This is a genomic window from Pseudomonas lurida (assembly GCF_002563895.1).
Lineage (GTDB): Bacteria > Pseudomonadota > Gammaproteobacteria > Pseudomonadales > Pseudomonadaceae > Aquipseudomonas > Aquipseudomonas lurida.
On record NZ_PDJB01000001.1, the window covers coordinates 5,672,033 to 5,690,807 of the forward strand.

Below are 18,775 nucleotides of genomic sequence, written 5' to 3' on the forward strand. Positions count from 1 at the left end.
AGCCAGCTGCCACAGTTGATCCGGTTCCGACCGTTACACTTGGGCGGTGCGCAGTTTCTCGCTACGGCCTCGCAGCCATTCAAGGGTCAGCAACAGCAACACCGAGAAGGCAATCAGCAGCGTGGCCGCCGCCGCGATGGTTGGGCTGAGGTTTTCGCGGATACCACTGAACATCTGGCGCGGCAGGGTCGCTTGCTCGGGGCCCGCGAGGAACAGCGTCACCACCACTTCATCGAACGACGTGGCGAATGCAAACAGCGCCCCGGAGATCACCCCCGGTGCAATCAACGGCAAGGTCACCCGACGAAACGCCGTCAGGGGCGAGGCCCCGAGGCTGGCAGCCGCGCGCACCAGGTTGTGGTTGAACCCCTGCAACGTGGCCGACACCGTGATGATCACAAAGGGTACGCCCAGCACCGCATGCACCACGATCAACGAGAAAAAACTGTTACCCAGGCCCAGTGGCGCAAAGAACAGGTAACTGGCCACGCCGATGATCACCACCGGCACCACCATAGGCGAGATTACCAACGCCATCACCAGGGCCTTGCCGGGGAAATTGCCGCGGGTCAGGCCGATCGCCGCCAGGGTGCCAAAGACCATGGCCAACACCGTGGCCGCCGGGGCGACGATGATGCTGTTCTTGAGCGCACGCATCCACTCGGCCGAGGCGAAGAAATCCTGGTACCAGTGCAGCGAGAAGCCTTGCAGCGGGTACACCAGGAAACTGCCACTGTTGAACGACAGCGGGATGATCACCAGCACCGGCAGTATCAGAAACAACAGGATCAAGCCGCAGAGGATCCGCAAACTGTAGAACCACACCCGCTCAACGGGCGACATATAAGGGCTCAGCATCGCAAGGTCTCCTCAGCTCAGGCGCAGGCGACTGGCGCCCACCAGCCGGTTGTAGATCAGGTACAGCACCACGGTCGCCAGCAGCAGCAAGCCGCCCAGTGCGGTCGCCATGCCCCAGTTGATGCTGGTGTTGGTGTAGAACGCCACGAAGTAGCTGACCATCTGGTCGTTCGGGCTGCCCAGCAGTGCCGGTGTGATGTAGTAACCAATCGCCAGGATGAACACCAACAGGCAGCCAGCGCCCACACCGGCATAGGTCTGCGGGAAGTACACGCGCCAGAAGCTGGCGAACGGATGGCAGCCCAGGGAAATGGCCGCACGCATATAGGTGGGCGAGATGCCCTTCATCACGCTGTAGATCGGCAGGATCATGAACGGCAGCAGAATGTGCACCATGGAGATGTAGACCCCGGTGCGGTTGAACACCAATTCAAGCGGTTTATCAATCAAGCCCATGCCCATCAGGGCACTGTTGATCAGGCCGCCCGATTGCAGCAACACGATCCACGCGGCCACTCGCACCAGGATTGAGGTCCAGAACGGCAGCAACACCAGGATCATCAGCAGGTTGCTCTTGCGCGCCGGCAGATTGGCCAACAGGTAGGCCAAGGGATAGGCCAGCAGCAGGCAGACAGCCGTGATCACCAGGCCCATCCAGAACGTGCGGGCAAAGATATCCAGGTAGATCGCCTGGTCGGGCGTGGCCGGCGCTACTTCGCCGAGGTCGTCGATACGGTGATCAACGGCCGCCAGCAGGTAGAAGGGTGTCAGGCTGCTGGTATTACGCCGGATCGCCTGCCAGTACGCCGGGTCGCCCCAGCGTTCGTCGAGGCTTTCCAGCGCTTCTTTATAAGAGCCAGGCGCTTCGCTGAACGGCAGCGCCCGCGCGGTTTTGGTCAGCAGGCTGCGGTAGCCGGCCAGTTCCATGTTCAAGCGTTTGGACAGATCGCCCAGCGTCTGGTTTTTGCGCGCCTCCCCCAGATCCTCACTGAGGGCCTGGTACACCGGCTCGCCCGGCAGGCCGCGGCCGTCCCAAGCCGTCACCGCGACCACGGTACGCGGTAACCCGCCCACCACTTCCGGGTTGCCGACGCTCTTGAACAGCAACGCCACGATGGGCACCAGGAACACCAGCAGCAAAAACAGCACCAGCGGTGCAATCAAGGCTTGGGCCTTCCAGCGATTGAGCCGCTCGGCACGCGCCAGGCGCTGCTTGAGGGTGGGGCCAGGAATGGCGATAGCCATGGCAAACTCCGAGTGTAAAAATGAATGCAATCTGCCCAACACAACAGATCCCATGTGGACCGGGCTTGTGTAGGAGCGAGCAAGCCCGCTCCTACACTTACCGGTTCCCACACGGACTTAGCGGTGTTGCTGGTTATTTAGCCGCCCAGGAGTTGAAGCGCTGCTCCAGTTGCTCACCGTTATCCGCCCAGAAGCTCACATCGATCTGCACTTGGTTGGCGATGTTTTCCGGGGTGGTCGGCATGTCCTTCAGCACGTCCTTGGCCAGCAACGGTACGGCTTGGGTGTTGGCCGGGCCGTAGGCGATGTTTTCCGAGTAGGTCTTCTGCTGCTGAGGCTGCACCGAGAAGGCAATGAATTTCTTCGCAGCCTCGGCACGGTCCTTGGCCAGGCCCTTGGGAATGGCCCAGGCGTCGAAGTCGTAGATGCCGCCGTTCCACACCACCTTCAGGTTGCTTTCTTTCTGCACGGCGGCAATGCGGCCGTTGTAGGCCGAGCTCATCACCACGTCACCCGAGGCCAGGTACTGCGGCGGTTGTGCGCCAGCTTCCCACCACTGGATCGACGGCTTGAGCTCGTCGAGTTTCTTGAACGCACGGTCCTGGCCATCTTTACCGGCCAGCACTTTGTAGACGTCCTTCGGCGCTACACCGTCGGCCATCAAGGCGAATTCCAGGGTGTACTTGGCACCTTTGCGCAGGCCACGCTTGCCGGGGAATTTCTTGGTGTCCCAGAAATCCGCCCAACTGGTTGGCGCAGAGGTCAGTTTGTCGGCGTTATAGGCCAGCACGGTCGACCACACGAAGAAGCCCACGCCGCATGGCTGGATCGCCCCCTTCACGTAGTCGGCGGTGTTGCCGAACAGTTTCGGGTCCAGAGGCTCGAACATGTCTTCATCGCAGCCACGGGACAGTTCTGGCGATTCCACTTCTACCAGGTCCCAGGACACGCTCTTGGTGTCGACCATGGCTTTGACCTTGGCCATTTCACCGTTGTACTCGCCGGCGACGATCTTGCCATTGCCCGCGCTTTCCCACGGTGCATAGAAGGCCTTGACCTGGGCCGCCTTGTTCGCGCCGCCGAAGGACACGACCGTCAGGTCCGGGCCTGCCATGGCCTGTGTCGCACCCATCAAGCTCAATGCCAAAACGGAATACTTCAAGGAACTCAACATTGTTGTTCTCTCCACGTGCAGGGTTGGTGAAGCCAGGGGGCGATCAATTCGCCTCTAGAAGTGGGTCGAGAGCGCGAACGTGCTCGACTTGCCAGCCAATCGGTACCACGTCGCCGACCGCCAGGGCTGGGTCCAGCTCGGCAATCGGTTGTTTCACAAAAAAGTCGGCCTTGCCGCAGACTTCCAGGCGCACGCGCACGTGGTCGCCCAGGTAGATGAACTCCGCCACCCGCCCGGAGAAGCGGTTGACGCAGCTTTCGCTGGAGCCATTGAGGCTGACGCGCTCCGGACGCACCGACAGGGTCACCGGGCCGCCGACCTGGCCCACATTCACGGCCAATGCCTCGACCTTCTCACCCCGCGCCAGCTCCACTACACAACGCTCGCCAGAGTGGCTGTGCAGGCGACCGTTGAGGCGGTTGTTCTCGCCGATGAAGTTGGCGACAAAGGTGTTCTTCGGTTCTTCGTACAACGTGCGCGGCGCAGCGATCTGCTGGATCTCGCCCTGGTGGAACACCGCCACCCGGTCAGACATGGTCAGCGCTTCGCCTTGGTCGTGGGTCACGTACACCACGGTCACGCCGAGGCGTTGGTGCAGGTGCTTGATCTCCATCTGCATGTGCTCGCGCAGTTGCTTGTCGAGGGCGCCGAGAGGTTCGTCCATCAGCACCAACTGCGGTTCGAACACCAATGCACGGGCCAAGGCCACACGCTGTTGCTGGCCGCCAGAGAGTTGCGCCGGGTAGCGCTGGGCGAAGGCGTCGAGCTGAACCATGCTCAGCACGCGTTTGACCCGCTCGCTGATATCGGTCTTGCTCAAGCCACGCACGGACAGCGGGAACGCGAGGTTCTCGGCGACGGTCATGTGCGGGAACAGTGCGTAGTTCTGGAACACCATGCCGATGTCGCGCTTGTGCGGCGGCACGTTGTTGATGGAGCGACCGGCCAACTGGATTTCGCCAGCCGTTGGGGTCTCAAAGCCGGCGAGCATCATCAGGCTGGTGGTCTTGCCGGAACCTGACGGCCCAAGCAGGGTGAGGAACTCGCCCTTGCGAATCTCCAGGTTGAGGTCTTTGACGATCAGGTTCTCGCCGTCGTAGCTCTTCTGCACGCCACGAAAGCTGACCAGCACATCATTTGTATCCACCTCGCTCATACCCGCACCTTTGTATTTTGGACTGCTGTGGAGCAAGCGTAGTCCAGGCGCGAAGCCCCGGAAATCGGGGGCCAGGAGAGAATTGCATCAGCCGGATGGAAGGTTTGGGGTAGGGATTGCCCTACACGGATGGCGGGGATGGAACAGTGCTGCGCCAAGGGGTGAGCGGCAAGCGGCAAGAATGGGCTTCAACCGCTTGAACACCTGTCGCAAACAGACACGCGCCCTGCAGACGCCCGGTGCCTACAGGAGTTTATGTTCCATCGCATACTTCACCAGCTCAGCCAGGGAGGTGATGTTGAGCTTTTGCATCAGCCGCGCCTTGTGGGTGCTGATGGTCTTGCTGCTCAGCGCCAGCTGCTGGGCAATGTCATTGACATTGGCGCCCTGGGCCAGGCGCTCGAACACCGAGAACTCACGCTCCGAGAGCAATGAATGCAGCGGCCGCGTGTCGGTGAGGCCCACTTCGAAGACCATGCGGTCGGCCAGGTCCGGATCGATGTAACGGCCACCCGCTGCCACCTTGCGAATCGCCGTCAGCAACAGCGCCGGGTCGCTGTCCTTGGTGGCGTAACCCGCCGCGCCAACCTTCAAGGCACGGGCGGCCATTTGCGCTTCGTCATGCATCGACAACACCAGGATGGCCGGCGGATTGTTCAGCGCACGTATGCGCGCAATCGCTTCCAGGCCGTTGACGCCGGGCATTGAAATGTCCAGCAGCACCACCTCGCACGCCACATGGCGCAGGGTTTCCAGCAGTTGCTCGCCGTTGCTCGCTTCCCCGACCACCAGCAGGTCTTTGGCCAGGCCGATCAATTGCTTGATGCCCTCACGAACAATGGTGTGGTCTTCGGCTACCAGTACGCGGATCACAGGGACTTCCTCTTGGTGTTAGGCATCCAACGGCACCGTGACACTCAGGGTGGTGCCCTCCCCCAGCTCGCTGTCCAGGCTCAGTTGCCCGCCCATGATCAGCACGCGCTCGCGCATGCCCACCAGGCCGAATGATACCGGGCGGCCCTCGACCTGGATGAAACCGACGCCATCATCGCTGATGGTCAGCCGCAAATCCGTGCCCTCGATGGCGAGGGTCAGTTCTACAGTATGCGCCTGGGCATGACGCATCACATTGGTCAGCGCCTCCTGCAGGATCCGGAACAGGCCAATGGCCTTGGCATCGCTCAGGGCCGGCAGGTTATCCGGCACTTGGACCAGGCAGGGGATGTGCGTGCGCGCTTCGAAGCGCCGGGCCTGCCATTCGATGGCGGAGGCAATGCCGGCATCCAGAATCGGCGGACGCAGCGCCGTCGCTACATCGCGCACCAACTGGAACAGTTGGGCGATCAGGCGCTTCATACTGTTCAAGCGTTCGTGCAAGCCCGGGTCGAGTTGCGCATAGGCCAGTTCGCACATCGAGGTTTCGAGCTTGAGCACCGTGAGCATTTGCCCGAGTTCGTCGTGCACCTCGCGAGCGATGCGCGCCTTCTCCTCTTCGCGCACGGTCTCCAGGTGGGCGGACAGTTCGCGCAACTGCGCTTCACTTTGCAGCAACGCGGCCAACGTCCGGCGCAGTTCGGTGACGTCGTTGAGATAGACCACCAGGTATTCAGCCTCGGCAAACCGCAGGAAGCTCAAGGACACATTGGTCGGCAGGATGCTGCCATCGGCGCGCCGGCAATCAGTGGCAAAATTCTGCGGGCCGTCTTCGCTGGCCCGCGCACGCTTCCACAGGTTGAGCCAGCGGTCCATGTCCAGGCTCGGATCAAGGTCGGCCAATGGCCGCTCGATCAGTGCACCGCAGGCATAGCCCAGCATGCTTTCGGCTGCACGATTGGCGTAGCGCACATGGCTGTCCCAATTGACCCAAAGGATGCCGACAGTGCTCTGGTCGATGGAAAACTGCGTCAGCTGCAAGGCCTCGGCACCAGCAGCGCGGGCCGCGCTTTCTTCGCGCGCGGCCAACAGGCCATGCTCCAGCACCCGTTGCTGACGCCGCTGCCAGAACACCGTGGCCAGGCTGGCGAGCAGCAACAGGCCCAGCAACAGGCTGAGGTTTTGCCACAGCCCCGGGGATTCCGTCAGGCGCGGGTACTTGGGTTGCAGCCAGCGGCTGTGCAATTGGTCCAGGTCGCGGGCGGGGATGGCGCGAAGCGCGCTCTGCATGATGCCCGCCAGCTCCGGCCATTCGCGACGTGTGGCCACCCGCAGCAATTGCGGCAGGCCGATATCCCCCACCACTGCCAGCCCGGCAAACTCGGCCTCGCCGGACAAACGGCTCAACTGCGCCTCATCCACCACCGCGTAACGTGCCTGCTGGCTCACCAGTAACTGCAGGGCCTGGCGTTCCATCGGCACGCCTTGCAGGTTGAGGGTGGGATAGGTGCTGCGCAGGTAATCGGCCACGGCACTGGGCATGCGCACGGCAACGCGAGAGTGGTCGTCGAGTTTTTCCAGCTCCACGGCACCACCGCCTTCCCGGATGCCAACGATGTGTTGTGGCACGCGCATGTAGGGATCAGTGAACAGCCATAGGCGCAAACCGGCCGGGGTTTGTTGCAGGCCGGGGGCAATATCCACCTCGCCCTCGCGCACGGCCGCTTCCAATTGTTCCTGGTTAGGGAAATTGCGCCAGGTCAGCTCGATATTCAGCGCCTTGGCCAACCACTGCATCAACTCGACGTTCGCCCCGGACAGCCGCTGCAGGCGCCGTTCGTATTGCGCGTAAGGCGCTTGCAACACCAGCCCCACTCGCAGTTCCGGGTGCTGCGCCAGCCATTCGCGTTGCTGCGCATTGAGCTGCGCCTGGGGTGCGGCGGGCGCAGGAGCGGCATTTGCCATCAAGGCAAGGCACAAACCGCCGATAACCAGCAGACAGCGAAAACCCATGATCCACGTCTCACATCACTGACAAATACTGACCAACCCATTAGGCTGCTGGAATCACTTCTGGCCGGGAATCAACGATGCCACATCGAAACCGTTCGGCACTGCCAGCATTGTGCCTGTCGCTACTTATTACCAGTGCCTTTTCTGCACAGGCGGCTGACGCCCCTGAGGCCGCCGCCGAAAAACCGGTGGAGCGTCAATCCTTGCCCGAGCGCAGCCAGGAAGAAGCCAGCGCCCTGGAACGCAAGATCCCGCAACAGGAACAGCAACAATTGCAGGCCGGCAGCGATTCATTCCTCGCCCTGTGGAAGCCCGCCAACAGCGCCGAACCCGAAGGCGTGGTGATTATCGTACCGGGCGCCGGCGAAAATGCTGACTGGCCGCAAGCAATCAGCCCATTGCGGCACAAATTGCCGGATGCCAATTGGGGCAGCCTCAGCCTGTCATTGCCGGATGTGAGCGTAGACACCCTGCCTCCGCGCGTGATGGAGGCGCCCAAGGCCACCGTCGACACCAGCAGTAAAGAGGCGAGCACCGCCGACAAGCCCATCGAACAGGCCGCCAGCGCGGAGGCCGAGGGCACCGACCCGGCGGTGGTTCCCGGGGTCGACGAGCAAGACAAGACTGACGCCTCGCGCATCTTCGACCGCATTGACGCGGCCGTGGCCTTCGCCCAGACCCAGAGCGCGCGCAGTGTGGTGCTGCTCGGTCATGGCACTGGCGCCTGGTGGGCCGCACGGTATTTGAGCGAGAAGCAACCGTCCCAGGTGCAGAAGTTCGTCATGGTCGCGGCGCAGACACCCACCGGCCGTCATCCGGATGTCCAGCAATTGGCCCCCGGCCTGAAGGTGCCGACCGCTGATGTCTTCTACCAAGACACCGCCCTGTCACGCAAAAATGCCCTGGCACGCGCGCAGGCGGCCAAGCGGTTGAAGAATGAGGGTTACAAGCAGGTGTCATTGAAGGCCCTGCCCGGCAACAGTGCAGCCGAGCAGGAGCAGTTGTATCGCAGGGTTCGGGGCTGGCTGAGCCCGCAGGCAAACACCGACTGATCCTGGATGCAACCGGATCAAAATGTGGGAGCGGCTAACGGAAATCCCGGCGCTCGCGAATCAATGCATAGGCACTGTGCAATTCGCGCGTGCGCTCGGTGGCCTCACGCACTTGCGCAGGGCTGGCGCCGGTGCCGGCAATCTTGTCCGGATGGTGGCGACTGAGCAGGCGCCGGTAAGCACGCTTGATCACCGACGGCTCAGTGGTGGCCGTCACCCCCAGCAACCGTAGCGCGTCCTGGTAGGTCGCGCCCCGGTTGACCAATGGCTTGCGCTCCGGCGTGTAGTCGGCAGCCAATGCCTGGAGTTGTTGCGGCGTCCAGCCCAGCCATTTGCCCCACTGGTCGATAAGGTCACGCTCGTCGTCACCGGCCCTTCCATCCGCCCAGGCCATGCGCCAACACGCGCGCAACACGCCCTCCGCCGCATGGGGTTGAGCCTTGAGCACGCGCAGGTAGGTTCGTACCCGGTCGGAGCCGGACTTGCCGCGATTGAAGGCCGCAATCGCACGGCGCTGGGCCGAGTCAGTCATGTCCAGCGCGCGCATTTCCTGGCGGGCCTGCTGGATATGCCCATCCACCACGCGCCCATTGCTCTTGGCCAAGCGTCCCAGCAACACAAACAACAATTCGTCATTGCGCAATGCCGGGCGTCCGCCCAAGCGCTCGCGCAACTGCGCCCAACTCTGCAGTTGCAGGCGACGGTCCAACGCCTGCCCCAACAGCGCACCCAACAAGGCCCCCGGAATACTGGCAATGGCAAAGCCAGCCCCGGCGCCGATCAGCGTCCCTGGCCACAGCATGCTACTGCCCCGCTGTCAGCAGGGTTTCTACTTGCGCGAGGCGCTCCAACGTGCCGACATCAATCCAGCGTCCCTTCATGTGTTCCCCCGTTACCAGACCTTTGGCCATGGCTGCCCGTAGCAGCGGCGCCAGCTTGAAGGCACCTGCGCTGCACCCCGCGAACAGTTCGGGGTCGAGCACTGAAATGCCACTGAAGGTCAGGTTATCGGCACCGGCCGCTGCATCATGAAGCAAACCTTGATCAAGGTAGAAATCACCGCCCGCCGGGTGATGCGCCGGGTTATCGACCATCACCAGGTGGGCCAGTCCCTTGAGTGGTTGCTTGAGCTGGGTGAAGTCGTAGTCGGTCCAGATATCGCCATTGACCACCAGGAAGGGCTCATCCCCCAATAATGGCAGCGCCTGGAAAATCCCACCGCCCGTTTCCAGCGGTTCGCCCTCGGGGGAGTAACGGATGCGCAAGCCAAACTGCGCGCCGTCCCCCAGATAGCTTTCGATCTGCTGGCCGAGCCATGCGTGGTTGATCACGATATCGGTGAAGCCGGCCTTGGCCAGCGCCTCCAGGTGATACTCGATCAAGCGCTTGCCACCGGCCTGCACCAGTGGCTTTGGCGTGTGCAGGGTGAGCGGGCGCATCCGCTCGCCCTTACCGGCCGCCAGGATCATGGCCTTCATACGCTCGCCTCACCGGGCTGGCGCAGGCTGGCCAGCAGCTCGCCCAACTCGCTCAATTCCGGACGGTCCGCCAGCACTGCTTCTATATAAGCAAAGAAGCGCGGCACGTCGGCCAGGTAGCGTGGCTTGCCATCACGGTGGCAGATGCGCGCGAAAATCCCGATGACCTTCAGGTGGCGCTGCACGCCCATCAGGTCGCTGGCGCGCAGGAAGTCTTCGAACTCCGCCTGCACCGGAATGCCCGCTTGCCCCGCACGCTCCCAGTAGCCGCGCTGCCAGTCCCGCACACGGGCCTTGGGCCAGCTGAGGAAAGCGTCCTTGAACAGGCAGGTGATGTCGTAGGTAACAGGCCCGTAGACCGCGTCCTGGAAATCCAGAACGCCCGGGTTCGGTTCGCTGATCATCAGGTTGCGCGGCATATAGTCGCGGTGCACCAGTACTTTGGGTTGCGCCAGGGCGCTGTCGATCAGGTGGTCGCTGACGCGCTGCCAGCGTGCTTGCTGCTGCGTATCCAGTTCGATACCCAAGTGCCGACGTACGTACCACTCTGGAAACAATTCGAGCTCGCGGCGCAGCAAGGCGACGTCATAGCTGGGCAGTGGCGCGTCCATCGGCAACTGCTGGAAGGCCAGCAAGGCGTCGATGGCATCGGCAAACAATTGATCGGCGTTTTGGTCGTCGATCACGTCCAGGTAGGTTTTTCTGCCCAGGTCATTGAGCAAAAGAAAGCCTCGCGGCAAATCTTCTGCGTAAATTTTTGGAACATTTATTCCCGACTTCGCCAGCAAATGCGCGATATCGACGAAAGGTTTGCAGTTTTCCTGGGGGGGTGGAGCGTCCATTACCACGAATGTCCGCCCACCGCCTTCCCAACGGAAATAGCGCCTGAAACTCGCGTCGCTGCTGGCCGCGGTCAATGTGGCCGGGGGTACGGCACCCCAGCCTTGAGCGTTGAAAAGGATCGGCAACTGCTCATCCAGCCAGACTTCCAGCTGTTGTAAACGTAGATCGTGCTCGGGCATTACAAGGGTCTCCGACGGCGCTAGCCGTCAAGCGGGGCATGCTTTATTATCACGCATCTTTTTCAGACCATCGAGAGGCGTGCGGCCCAAACCGCGGGCAGATGGCACGCAGGAAGCCCGGACTAATAAGATGGCATTGAAATCCCCCGCGTTTCGTAGAAAATTTCCGTTGCTGGTAACCGGCAGTCTGCTGGCCATGCAACCCTTCGCCACCTCATTCGTGGTCGCCGCGGAACAGTATGACTGCTCAGTCTCTGCTTCGGGTGCCTGGGATTGCGCGCCGAAAACCGCCGCAACCCCGCTGCCACCGCGCCCGGTGCATGATGGCGCAGCCATCAGCTCCGCCAACAGCACGGCGCAAGCCGACGCTGGCGGCAAAGCCGAGGCCGAGCCCAAGGCCGCACTGGTCACCGAATCCAAGGGCCGTGGCCTGCGTTCGCGCAGCGCCGACTACAGCCACCTGGACTGGGTACCGCGCGACAAGCTGACCGCAGCGCAGTTGGCCGAAACCGGTCCTTACTGCGGTGGTGCGTACATCGAGCCGATTCGTCCTGGCATGAACGACAAGACGAACAAGAGCGATGCGCCCACCTTCATCGGCGCCAAGGCCTCTCGTTATGAGCAGGAACAACAAGTGGCGACCCTGGCCGGTGACGTCGTCATGCGTCAGGGCAGCATGCAGCTGGAGTCGGAAGAAGCCAGCCTGTACCAGGCCGAGAACCGTGGTGAGCTGAACGGCAAGGTCCGTCTGCGCGACAACGGTGCACTGATCGTGGGTGACCATGCCGAAGTGCAACTCGACACGGGCGCCGCCCAGATCGATAACGCCGAGTACGTGCTGCACAAGTCGCGTATCCGCGGTAACGCGCTGTATGCCAAGCGTGCCGAGAACGCGATCATCCGCCTCAAGGACGGTACCTATACAACGTGCGAGCCAGACAGCAACGCCTGGCAGCTCAGGGGTAACAACATCACGTTGAACCCGGCCACCGGTTTCGGTACGGCCACCAACGCGACGTTGCGGGTCAAGAACATCCCGATCCTCTATACCCCCTACATCTACTTCCCGATCGACGACCGTCGTCAATCCGGCTTCCTGCCGCCAAGTTTCAGCACGGGCGGCGAAACCGGCTTCACCCTGGTTACGCCGTACTACTTCAACCTGGCGCCAAACTACGACGCCACGTTGTACCCGCAGTACATGACCAAGCGCGGTTTGTTGATGGAAGGCGAATTCCGCTACCTCACCAAATCCAGCGAAGGCCAGTTCGGCGGCGCGTACCTGAACGACGACAACGACGAGCGCAAGCGTCAGACCGATTACGAAAAAACCCGCTACATGCTCAACTGGCAACACAAGGGCGGGCTGGATTCGCGTGTACTGACCCAGGTCGACTACACCACGATCAGCGATCCCTACTACTTCCAGGACCTCAAGTCCTACGAAGAGGGTGTAGAGAGCCAGGACTACGTCAACCAGCAAGGCTCCGTGACCTATCGCGGCGACACCTTCCAGGCTCGACTGAACCTGCAGGCCTACCAGCTGGCGACGATTTCCCAGGTCACCCCGTATGACCGACTGCCACAGATCACCTTCAACGGCACCCTGCCGTACCATCCGGGTGGCTTGAACTTCAGCTACGAGACCGAGGCCGTGCGCTTCGATCGCGACCTGGAGAACGGCAACTTCACCAATGAAGACGGTCAAACCGAGGCACGCCTGGACACCTACGTCCGCGGCCTGACCCGTGCCAACGGTACGCGCCTGAACGTAGCCCCGGCCGTCGAATACCCGATGAACTGGACCTACGGCTTCGTCACACCGAAGCTCAAGTACGTGTACACCAAGTACGACCTGGACCTGGACAACATCGGCAAGAACCAGATCATTGCCGATCAAGCCGCAGCAACCGCAGCCAACCCTTACGCGGGTGGCACGTTCAAGAGCTCCCAGGACCGCGCGGTTCCGGTGGCCAGCGTCGACAGCGGCCTGTACTTCGATCGCAATACCAACTGGTTCGGCAAAGATTATCGCCAGACACTCGAGCCGCGTGCGTTCTACCTGTACGTACCGAACAAGGACCAGGCTGATATCCCGGTCTTCGACACCAGCGAATACTCGTTCAGCTACGCCTCGTTGTTCCGTGACAACCGCTTCAGCGGCACCGACCGGATCGGCGACGAGAACAAACTGTCCCTGGGCTTGACCAGCCGCTGGATCGAAGACAACGGCTTTGAGCGTCAACGCGTTTCCGTGGGCCAGGCGCTGTACTTCAAGGATCGTGAAGTTCAACTGCCGGGCATCCTGGCTTCTGACCGTGCCGACGCACGGTCGGATGTATCGCCAGTCGCCCTGGACTACGAGTTCCGCTTCAACCGTGACTGGCGCGCCACTGCCGACTACAACTGGGACACCGAGGAACACAGCCCTCGTTCCGGCAGCGCGATGCTTCACTACCAGCCGGAAGACAACCCGAACAAGATCATCAACGTCGGCTATCGCTATCGCAACGACCAGGTGGTTTACAACCAGCTGACCGGCAAATGGCAGTTTGGTGGTGACTACGGGCAGCCAGGCGACCCGAACTTCGTGAAGGATTACTACAAAATCCAGCAACACGACTTCTCGATGATGTGGCCGATCATTCCCCAGTGGAACCTGATCACCCGCTGGCAGTATGACTACGCTCGCAACCGTACCCTGGAAGCCTTCGGTGGTTTCGAGTACGACAACTGCTGCTGGAAACTGCGCGTCATCAACCGTTACTGGGTTTCCAACGACGAATACAGCCAGATCGCCCCGCTTAACGAAAAGGGTGACCACGGGCTCTTCTTCCAGATCGTCCTCAAAGGACTCGGCGGCCTGACCGGCGCCAAGGTAGAGAGCTTCCTCGACAAAGGCATTGAAGGTTATCGTGAACGTGAAGACCAAGCTTTCTGATTGTCTGCGCCCGCTAGTGCTGGGCGCACTGTTCCTGGGTACCGCATCGGCGCACGCTGCGGTTCAAGAACTGGATAAGGTAGTGGCCATCGTCGATAACGACGTGATCATGCAGAGCCAACTGGACCAGCGCGTCAAGGAAGTCCAGCAAACCATCGCCAAGCGTGGCGGTGGCGTGCCACCTACCAGCGTCCTGGACCAACAGGTTCTGGAACGCCTGATCGTCGAGAACCTGCAGCTGCAGATCGGTGATCGTTCCGGCATCCGTATTTCGGACGAAGAACTGAACCAGGCCGTGGGCACCATTGCCCAGCGCAACAACATGAGCATTGACCAGTTCCGAGCAGCCCTGGCCCATGACGGTTTGTCCTATGAGGACGCCCGTGACCAGATCCGTCGCGAAATGATCATCAGCCGTGTCCGTCAGCGCCGTGTCGCCGAGCGTGTTCAGGTGTCCGAGCAGGAAGTGAAGAACTTCCTGGCCTCCGACCTGGGCAAGATGCAGCTTTCCGAAGAACTGCACCTGGCCAACATCCTGATCCCGACACCGGACAGCGCCAACTCCGAGCAGCTCAATGCTGCCGCAGCCAAGACCCAGGCGATCTACGATCGCCTGAAAGCGGGTGCTGACTTCGCCCAAACGGCAATCGCCCAGTCCGGCAGCGACAACGCCCTCGAGGGCGGTGACATGGGCTGGCGTAAAGCCGCCCAGTTGCCTCCACCGTTTGACCGCGAGTTGAGCGCCATGGAAGTGGGTGGCATCACCCAGCCTGCACGCACGCCGGGTGGTTTCATCATCCTCAAGCTGCTTGAAAAACGCGGCGGCGAGACTTCGTTGAAGGATGAGGTGCACGTTCGCCATATCCTGGTCAAACCAAGCGAAATCCGCACCGAAGCCCAAACCAAGGAACTGGCCCAGAAGATCTATGACCGCATTGAAAGCGGTGAAGACTTCGCCACCCTGGCCAAAAGCTTCTCGGAAGACCCGGGCTCGGCCCTCAACGGCGGCGACCTGAACTGGATCGACCCGAAAGCCCTGGTGCCCGAGTTCCAGCAGGTGATGGCCGATACCCCACAAGGCGTACTGTCCAAGCCGTTCAAGACTCAATATGGCTGGCATGTGCTGGAAGTCCTTGGCCGTCGCGCCACCGACAACACCAACCAAGCCCGCGAGCAGCAAGCGCTGAACGTACTGCGTAACCGCAAATACGACGAAGAACTGCAGACCTGGCTGCGCCAGATCCGCGACGAAGCCTACGTCGAGAACAAGCTGCCGGGCGCCCAGACAGGCACCGACCAGGCAGTTCAGTGAAACCCCAGCGTTTCGCGGTGACACCCGGCGAGCCGGCCGGCATTGGTCCAGACCTGTGCCTGCTGGTCGCCTCGCAACCCCAGCCACACCCCCTGATTGCCATTACCAGCCGCGACCTGCTCCTTGAGCGGGCCGCGCAGCTGGGTGTGGCCGTCAATCTGCTGGACGTGGCGCCAGGCAACTGGCCCGACGCGCCTGCGCCTGCTGGCAGCCTGTACGTGTGGGACACCCCGCTGCAAGCCAACGTGGTTGCCGGGCAGCTGGACACGGCCAACGCGGCGTTCGTGCTGGAAACCCTGACTCGCGCAGGGCAAGGCTGCATCGACGGCGACTTCGCCGGCATGATCACCGCCCCGGTGCACAAGGGCGTGATCAACGAATCCGGCATCGCCTTTTCCGGCCACACCGAATTCCTTGCCGAACTGACCCACACCGAACAAGTGGTGATGATGCTGGCGACACGCGGGCTGCGGGTCGCCCTGGTGACCACGCACCTGCCGCTGCGCGACATTGCCGATGCCATCACGGCCGAGCGTGTAGAACGCGTGACGCGCATCCTGCACACCGACCTGCAACAGAAATTCGGCATTGCCCAACCGCGCATCCTGGTCTGTGGGCTCAACCCCCACGCCGGTGAAGGCGGTCATTTGGGCCATGAAGAAATCGACATCATCGAACCAACCCTGGAGCGTCTGCGCCAAGAAGGCATGGACCTGCGCGGCCCACTGCCGGCGGACACTCTGTTTACCCCCAAATATCTGGAGCACTGCGACGCAGTGCTGGCGATGTACCACGACCAGGGGCTGCCGGTGCTTAAATACAAAGGCTTCGGCGCCGCAGTCAACGTGACACTGGGCCTGCCGATCATCCGCACCTCCGTCGACCATGGCACTGCCCTGGACCTGGCAGGCAGCGGCAAAATCGATACCGGCAGCCTGCACGTGGCCCTGGAAACCGCCTATCAGATGGCCGAGACCCGTATATGACCGAGCATTACCAACACCGGGCGCGCAAGCGCTTCGGGCAAAACTTCCTGCACGACGCTGGCGTGATCGACCGTATCCTGCGCTCCATCCATGCCAAACCCGAAGACCGCTTGCTGGAAATCGGCCCGGGCCAGGGCGCATTGACCCAAGGCCTGCTGGCCAGCGGCGGCCAACTGGATGTGGTTGAGTTGGACAAGGACCTGATCCCGATCCTCAACCAGCAGTTCGCTGGCAAGCCCAACTTCAACCTGCATCAGGGTGATGCGTTGAAGTTCGACTTCAACACACTCAACGCCGCGCCCAACAGCCTGCGCGTGGTGGGCAACCTGCCGTACAACATCTCCACGCCGCTGATTTTCCACCTGCTGAACAACGCCGGGATCATCCGCGACATGCACTTCATGCTGCAAAAGGAAGTGGTGGAACGCCTGGCTGCCGGGCCTGGCGGTGGCGATTGGGGCCGCCTGTCGATCATGGTTCAGTACCACTGCCGCGTCGAACACCTGTTCAACGTCGGCCCAGGCGCGTTCAACCCGCCGCCGAAGGTCGACTCGGCCATCGTGCGCCTGGTGCCCCACGCCGTACTGCCACACCCGGCCAAGGATCACAAACTGCTGGAGCGCGTCGTGCGCGAAGCGTTCAACCAGCGCCGCAAGACCCTGCGCAACACGCTCAAGGCGCTGTTGAGCAATGCCGAGATCGAAGCTGCCGGCGTCGATGGCAGCCTGCGTCCCGAGCAACTGGACCTGGCCGCATTCGTGCGCCTGGCCGACCAGCTTGCCATCCAGCCTGCGCCCGTTACCGACTGAAGCACAGTGGGAGCGGGCTTGCCCGCGATGCATGCGGCGCGAAGCATCAGTCAGCACGCGTTGATGCAATCGCAGGCAAGCCCGTTCCCACAGACAGCATGTCTGGCCTAGTGCACACCTCTTGGCCTAGACTGATCCGCATCTGCTGTCCTCCGCTTTTGCTTTTAAGGCCTCTTGCATGTCCGATCCTCGCTACCAGATCGACGTCAGCGTCGTCACCCGCTTCCTGGCGGACCAATCGCAACCTGAACAGAACCGCTTTGCCTTTGCCTACACCATCACGGTGAAAAACAACGGGCTGGTGCCAGCCAAGCTGCTGTCGCGCCACTGGGTCATCACCGACGGTGACGGTCAGGTCGAAGAGGTGCGTGGTGCAGGCGTGGTTGGCCAGCAGCCGCTGATCGAAAGCGGCGCCAGCCACACCTACAGCAGCGGCACGGTGATGACCTCCAAGGTCGGCACCATGCAGGGCTCGTATCAGATGAAAGCCACCGATGGCCAACTGTTCGACGCCATTATCGCGCCCTTCCGCCTCGCGGTGCCTGGAGCCCTGCACTGATGGCGACCTACGCGGTCGGCGACCTGCAAGGGTGCCTGGAGCCTCTCAAGTGCCTGCTTGAGCGCGTGGCCTTCGACCCGGGCAACGATCGCCTGTGGCTGGTCGGTGACCTGGTCAATCGCGGCCCGGAGTCCCTCGAGACGCTGCGCTACTTATATAGCCTGCGCGAATCCCTGGTGTGCGTACTGGGCAACCACGACCTGCACCTGCTGGCGGCCGGCAATAACATCGAGCGCCTGAAAAAGGGCGATACGTTGCGCGAGATCCTCGAAGCGCCCGATCGCGTCGAGCTGCTGGGCTGGCTGCGCCGGCAAAAAATCATGCATTACGACGAGGGCCGCAACATGGCGCTGGTGCATGCGGGCATCCCGCCCCAGTGGACACTCAAGAAAGCCCTCAAGTGCGCTGCCGAAGTCGAAAGCGCCCTGGCCGATGACAACCTGTACACCGCCTACCTCGACGGCATGTACGGCAATGAGCCGGTCAAATGGGACAACGACCTTGCCGGCGTGACCCGTTTGCGCGTGATCACCAACTACTTCACGCGCATGCGCTTCTGCACCGCCGAGGGCAAGCTGGACCTCAAGAGCAAGGAAGGCGCCGACACCGCGCTGCCTGGCTACAAACCCTGGTTCGCCCACAAGGAGCGCAAAACCCGCGACGCGAAGATTGTCTTCGGTCACTGGGCTGCCCTCGAAGGCAAATGCGATGAGCCCGGCGTGTTCGCCCTCGACACCGGCTGTGTATGGGGCGGCGCCATGACCCTGATGAACATCGACACCGGCGAGCGCCACAGCTGCCAGTGCCAATCCCCCCTTCCCGTTACACTGCCGGCCGCCGCCAAGCGCTAGACGCAGGCGCTGCCAAGCCCAAGGAGCCCGCCATGAGCGAATTCAAACGTATCCCTCCCGAACAAGCCCAGGCCCTGCGCGAGCAAGGTGCGGTGGTGGTCGACATCCGCGACCAGCCAACGTATGCGGCTGGCCACATCACCGGTGCCCAGCACCTGGACAACGTCAACATTGCCGATTTCATCCGCGCCGCCGACCTCGACGCACCGGTGATCGTGGCGTGTTACCACGGTAACTCCAGCCAGAGCGCAGCAGCCTATCTGATCAGCCAGGGCTTCTCCGACGTCTACAGCCTGGACGGTGGCTTTGAGCTGTGGCGTGCGACCTATCCTGCGGAAATTTCCTCAGGCAATTCGCAATAATTTTTTTCACACCCCGCTACCCCGCGTGACGCTTGGGCTCGCGCCGTTTCTGACGAACGGCGCAGCCAAACTAATTGCGCATCG

The 18,775-nt window shown here is 62.0% G+C and carries 17 protein-coding genes; 8 read left to right on the forward strand and 9 right to left on the reverse strand.

Annotated features, from left to right (window positions below; genetic code table 11):
* Nucleotides 1-33: 33 nt before the first annotated feature.
* The 6 genes from ATH90_RS25940 to ATH90_RS25965 form a co-directional block, all read right to left on the reverse strand.
* Complete coding sequence (locus tag ATH90_RS25940; protein ID WP_017739612.1) at nucleotides 34-858, reverse strand: ABC transporter permease; 825 nt, start codon at nucleotides 856-858, stop codon at nucleotides 34-36.
* Between the two features lie 12 nt (nucleotides 859-870).
* Entirely contained in the window at nucleotides 871-2,103 is a 1,233-nt protein-coding gene (locus ATH90_RS25945) for an ABC transporter permease (protein ID WP_034109630.1), read from the reverse strand.
* Between the two features lie 133 nt (nucleotides 2,104-2,236).
* The gene (locus ATH90_RS25950; protein ID WP_034109632.1) at nucleotides 2,237-3,277 is read right to left on the reverse strand and encodes an ABC transporter substrate-binding protein; all 1,041 of its coding nucleotides are present in this window, start codon (nucleotides 3,275-3,277) and stop codon (nucleotides 2,237-2,239) included.
* 43 nt (nucleotides 3,278-3,320) lie between these two features.
* Complete coding sequence (locus ATH90_RS25955) at nucleotides 3,321-4,433, reverse strand: ABC transporter ATP-binding protein (protein ID WP_034109634.1); 1,113 nt, start codon at nucleotides 4,431-4,433, stop codon at nucleotides 3,321-3,323.
* 243 nt (nucleotides 4,434-4,676) lie between these two features.
* Nucleotides 4,677-5,306, reverse strand: coding sequence for a response regulator (locus ATH90_RS25960; RefSeq protein ID WP_016977885.1), 630 nt, complete (start codon nucleotides 5,304-5,306; stop codon nucleotides 4,677-4,679).
* Between the two features lie 18 nt (nucleotides 5,307-5,324).
* Nucleotides 5,325-7,319 (reverse strand): PAS domain-containing sensor histidine kinase, encoded by a 1,995-nt coding sequence (locus ATH90_RS25965; protein WP_098467457.1) that lies wholly within the window; start codon nucleotides 7,317-7,319, stop codon nucleotides 5,325-5,327.
* Nucleotides 7,320-7,396: 77 nt separating this feature from the next.
* Between ATH90_RS25965 and ATH90_RS25970 the strand changes: the two genes are divergently transcribed.
* A complete protein-coding gene (locus ATH90_RS25970; protein ID WP_034109638.1) occupies nucleotides 7,397-8,371 on the forward strand; it encodes an alpha/beta hydrolase family protein in 975 nt (324 codons plus the stop codon).
* Between the two features lie 34 nt (nucleotides 8,372-8,405).
* On the opposite strand, the gene ATH90_RS25975 is transcribed toward ATH90_RS25970, so the two are convergent.
* Genes ATH90_RS25975 through ATH90_RS25985 form a run of 3 tightly spaced genes read right to left on the reverse strand, consistent with a single transcriptional unit; the run spans nucleotide 8,406 to nucleotide 10,871 of the window.
* A complete protein-coding gene (locus ATH90_RS25975; protein WP_034109640.1) occupies nucleotides 8,406-9,173 on the reverse strand; it encodes a TerB family tellurite resistance protein in 768 nt (255 codons plus the stop codon).
* Between the two features lies 1 nt (nucleotide 9,174).
* Nucleotides 9,175-9,849, reverse strand: coding sequence for an N-acetylmuramate alpha-1-phosphate uridylyltransferase MurU (gene murU / locus ATH90_RS25980; RefSeq protein WP_098467458.1), 675 nt, complete (start codon nucleotides 9,847-9,849; stop codon nucleotides 9,175-9,177).
* Entirely contained in the window at nucleotides 9,846-10,871 is a 1,026-nt protein-coding gene (locus ATH90_RS25985; RefSeq protein ID WP_098467459.1) for an aminoglycoside phosphotransferase family protein, read from the reverse strand. The genes murU and ATH90_RS25985 overlap by 4 nt, the downstream gene beginning before the upstream one ends.
* A 130-nt stretch (nucleotides 10,872-11,001) precedes the next feature.
* On the opposite strand from ATH90_RS25985, the gene ATH90_RS25990 reads away from it, so the two are divergent.
* From ATH90_RS25990 to glpE, 7 genes are all read left to right on the forward strand, one after another.
* Nucleotides 11,002-13,812, forward strand: a complete 2,811-nt coding sequence (locus tag ATH90_RS25990; RefSeq protein ID WP_098467460.1) for an LPS-assembly protein LptD — start codon at nucleotides 11,002-11,004, stop codon at nucleotides 13,810-13,812.
* Nucleotides 13,787-15,124, forward strand: coding sequence for a peptidylprolyl isomerase (locus ATH90_RS25995; protein ID WP_098467461.1), 1,338 nt, complete (start codon nucleotides 13,787-13,789; stop codon nucleotides 15,122-15,124). Before ATH90_RS25990 ends, ATH90_RS25995 begins: the two co-directional genes overlap by 26 nt.
* A complete protein-coding gene (gene pdxA, locus ATH90_RS26000) occupies nucleotides 15,121-16,110 on the forward strand; it encodes a 4-hydroxythreonine-4-phosphate dehydrogenase PdxA (RefSeq protein WP_098467462.1) in 990 nt (329 codons plus the stop codon). The genes ATH90_RS25995 and pdxA overlap by 4 nt, the downstream gene beginning before the upstream one ends.
* A complete protein-coding gene (gene rsmA / locus ATH90_RS26005) occupies nucleotides 16,107-16,919 on the forward strand; it encodes a 16S rRNA (adenine(1518)-N(6)/adenine(1519)-N(6))-dimethyltransferase RsmA (protein ID WP_034109651.1) in 813 nt (270 codons plus the stop codon). Before pdxA ends, rsmA begins: the two co-directional genes overlap by 4 nt.
* 178 nt (nucleotides 16,920-17,097) lie before the next feature.
* Nucleotides 17,098-17,478 (forward strand): Co2+/Mg2+ efflux protein ApaG, encoded by a 381-nt coding sequence (gene apaG, locus ATH90_RS26010; protein WP_034109652.1) that lies wholly within the window; start codon nucleotides 17,098-17,100, stop codon nucleotides 17,476-17,478.
* Nucleotides 17,478-18,329, forward strand: coding sequence for a symmetrical bis(5'-nucleosyl)-tetraphosphatase (locus tag ATH90_RS26015; RefSeq protein ID WP_034109653.1), 852 nt, complete (start codon nucleotides 17,478-17,480; stop codon nucleotides 18,327-18,329). Before apaG ends, ATH90_RS26015 begins: the two co-directional genes overlap by 1 nt.
* Before the next feature lie 32 nt (nucleotides 18,330-18,361).
* A complete protein-coding gene (gene glpE / locus ATH90_RS26020) occupies nucleotides 18,362-18,691 on the forward strand; it encodes a thiosulfate sulfurtransferase GlpE (RefSeq protein ID WP_034109654.1) in 330 nt (109 codons plus the stop codon).
* Nucleotides 18,692-18,775: the final 84 nt, after the last annotated feature.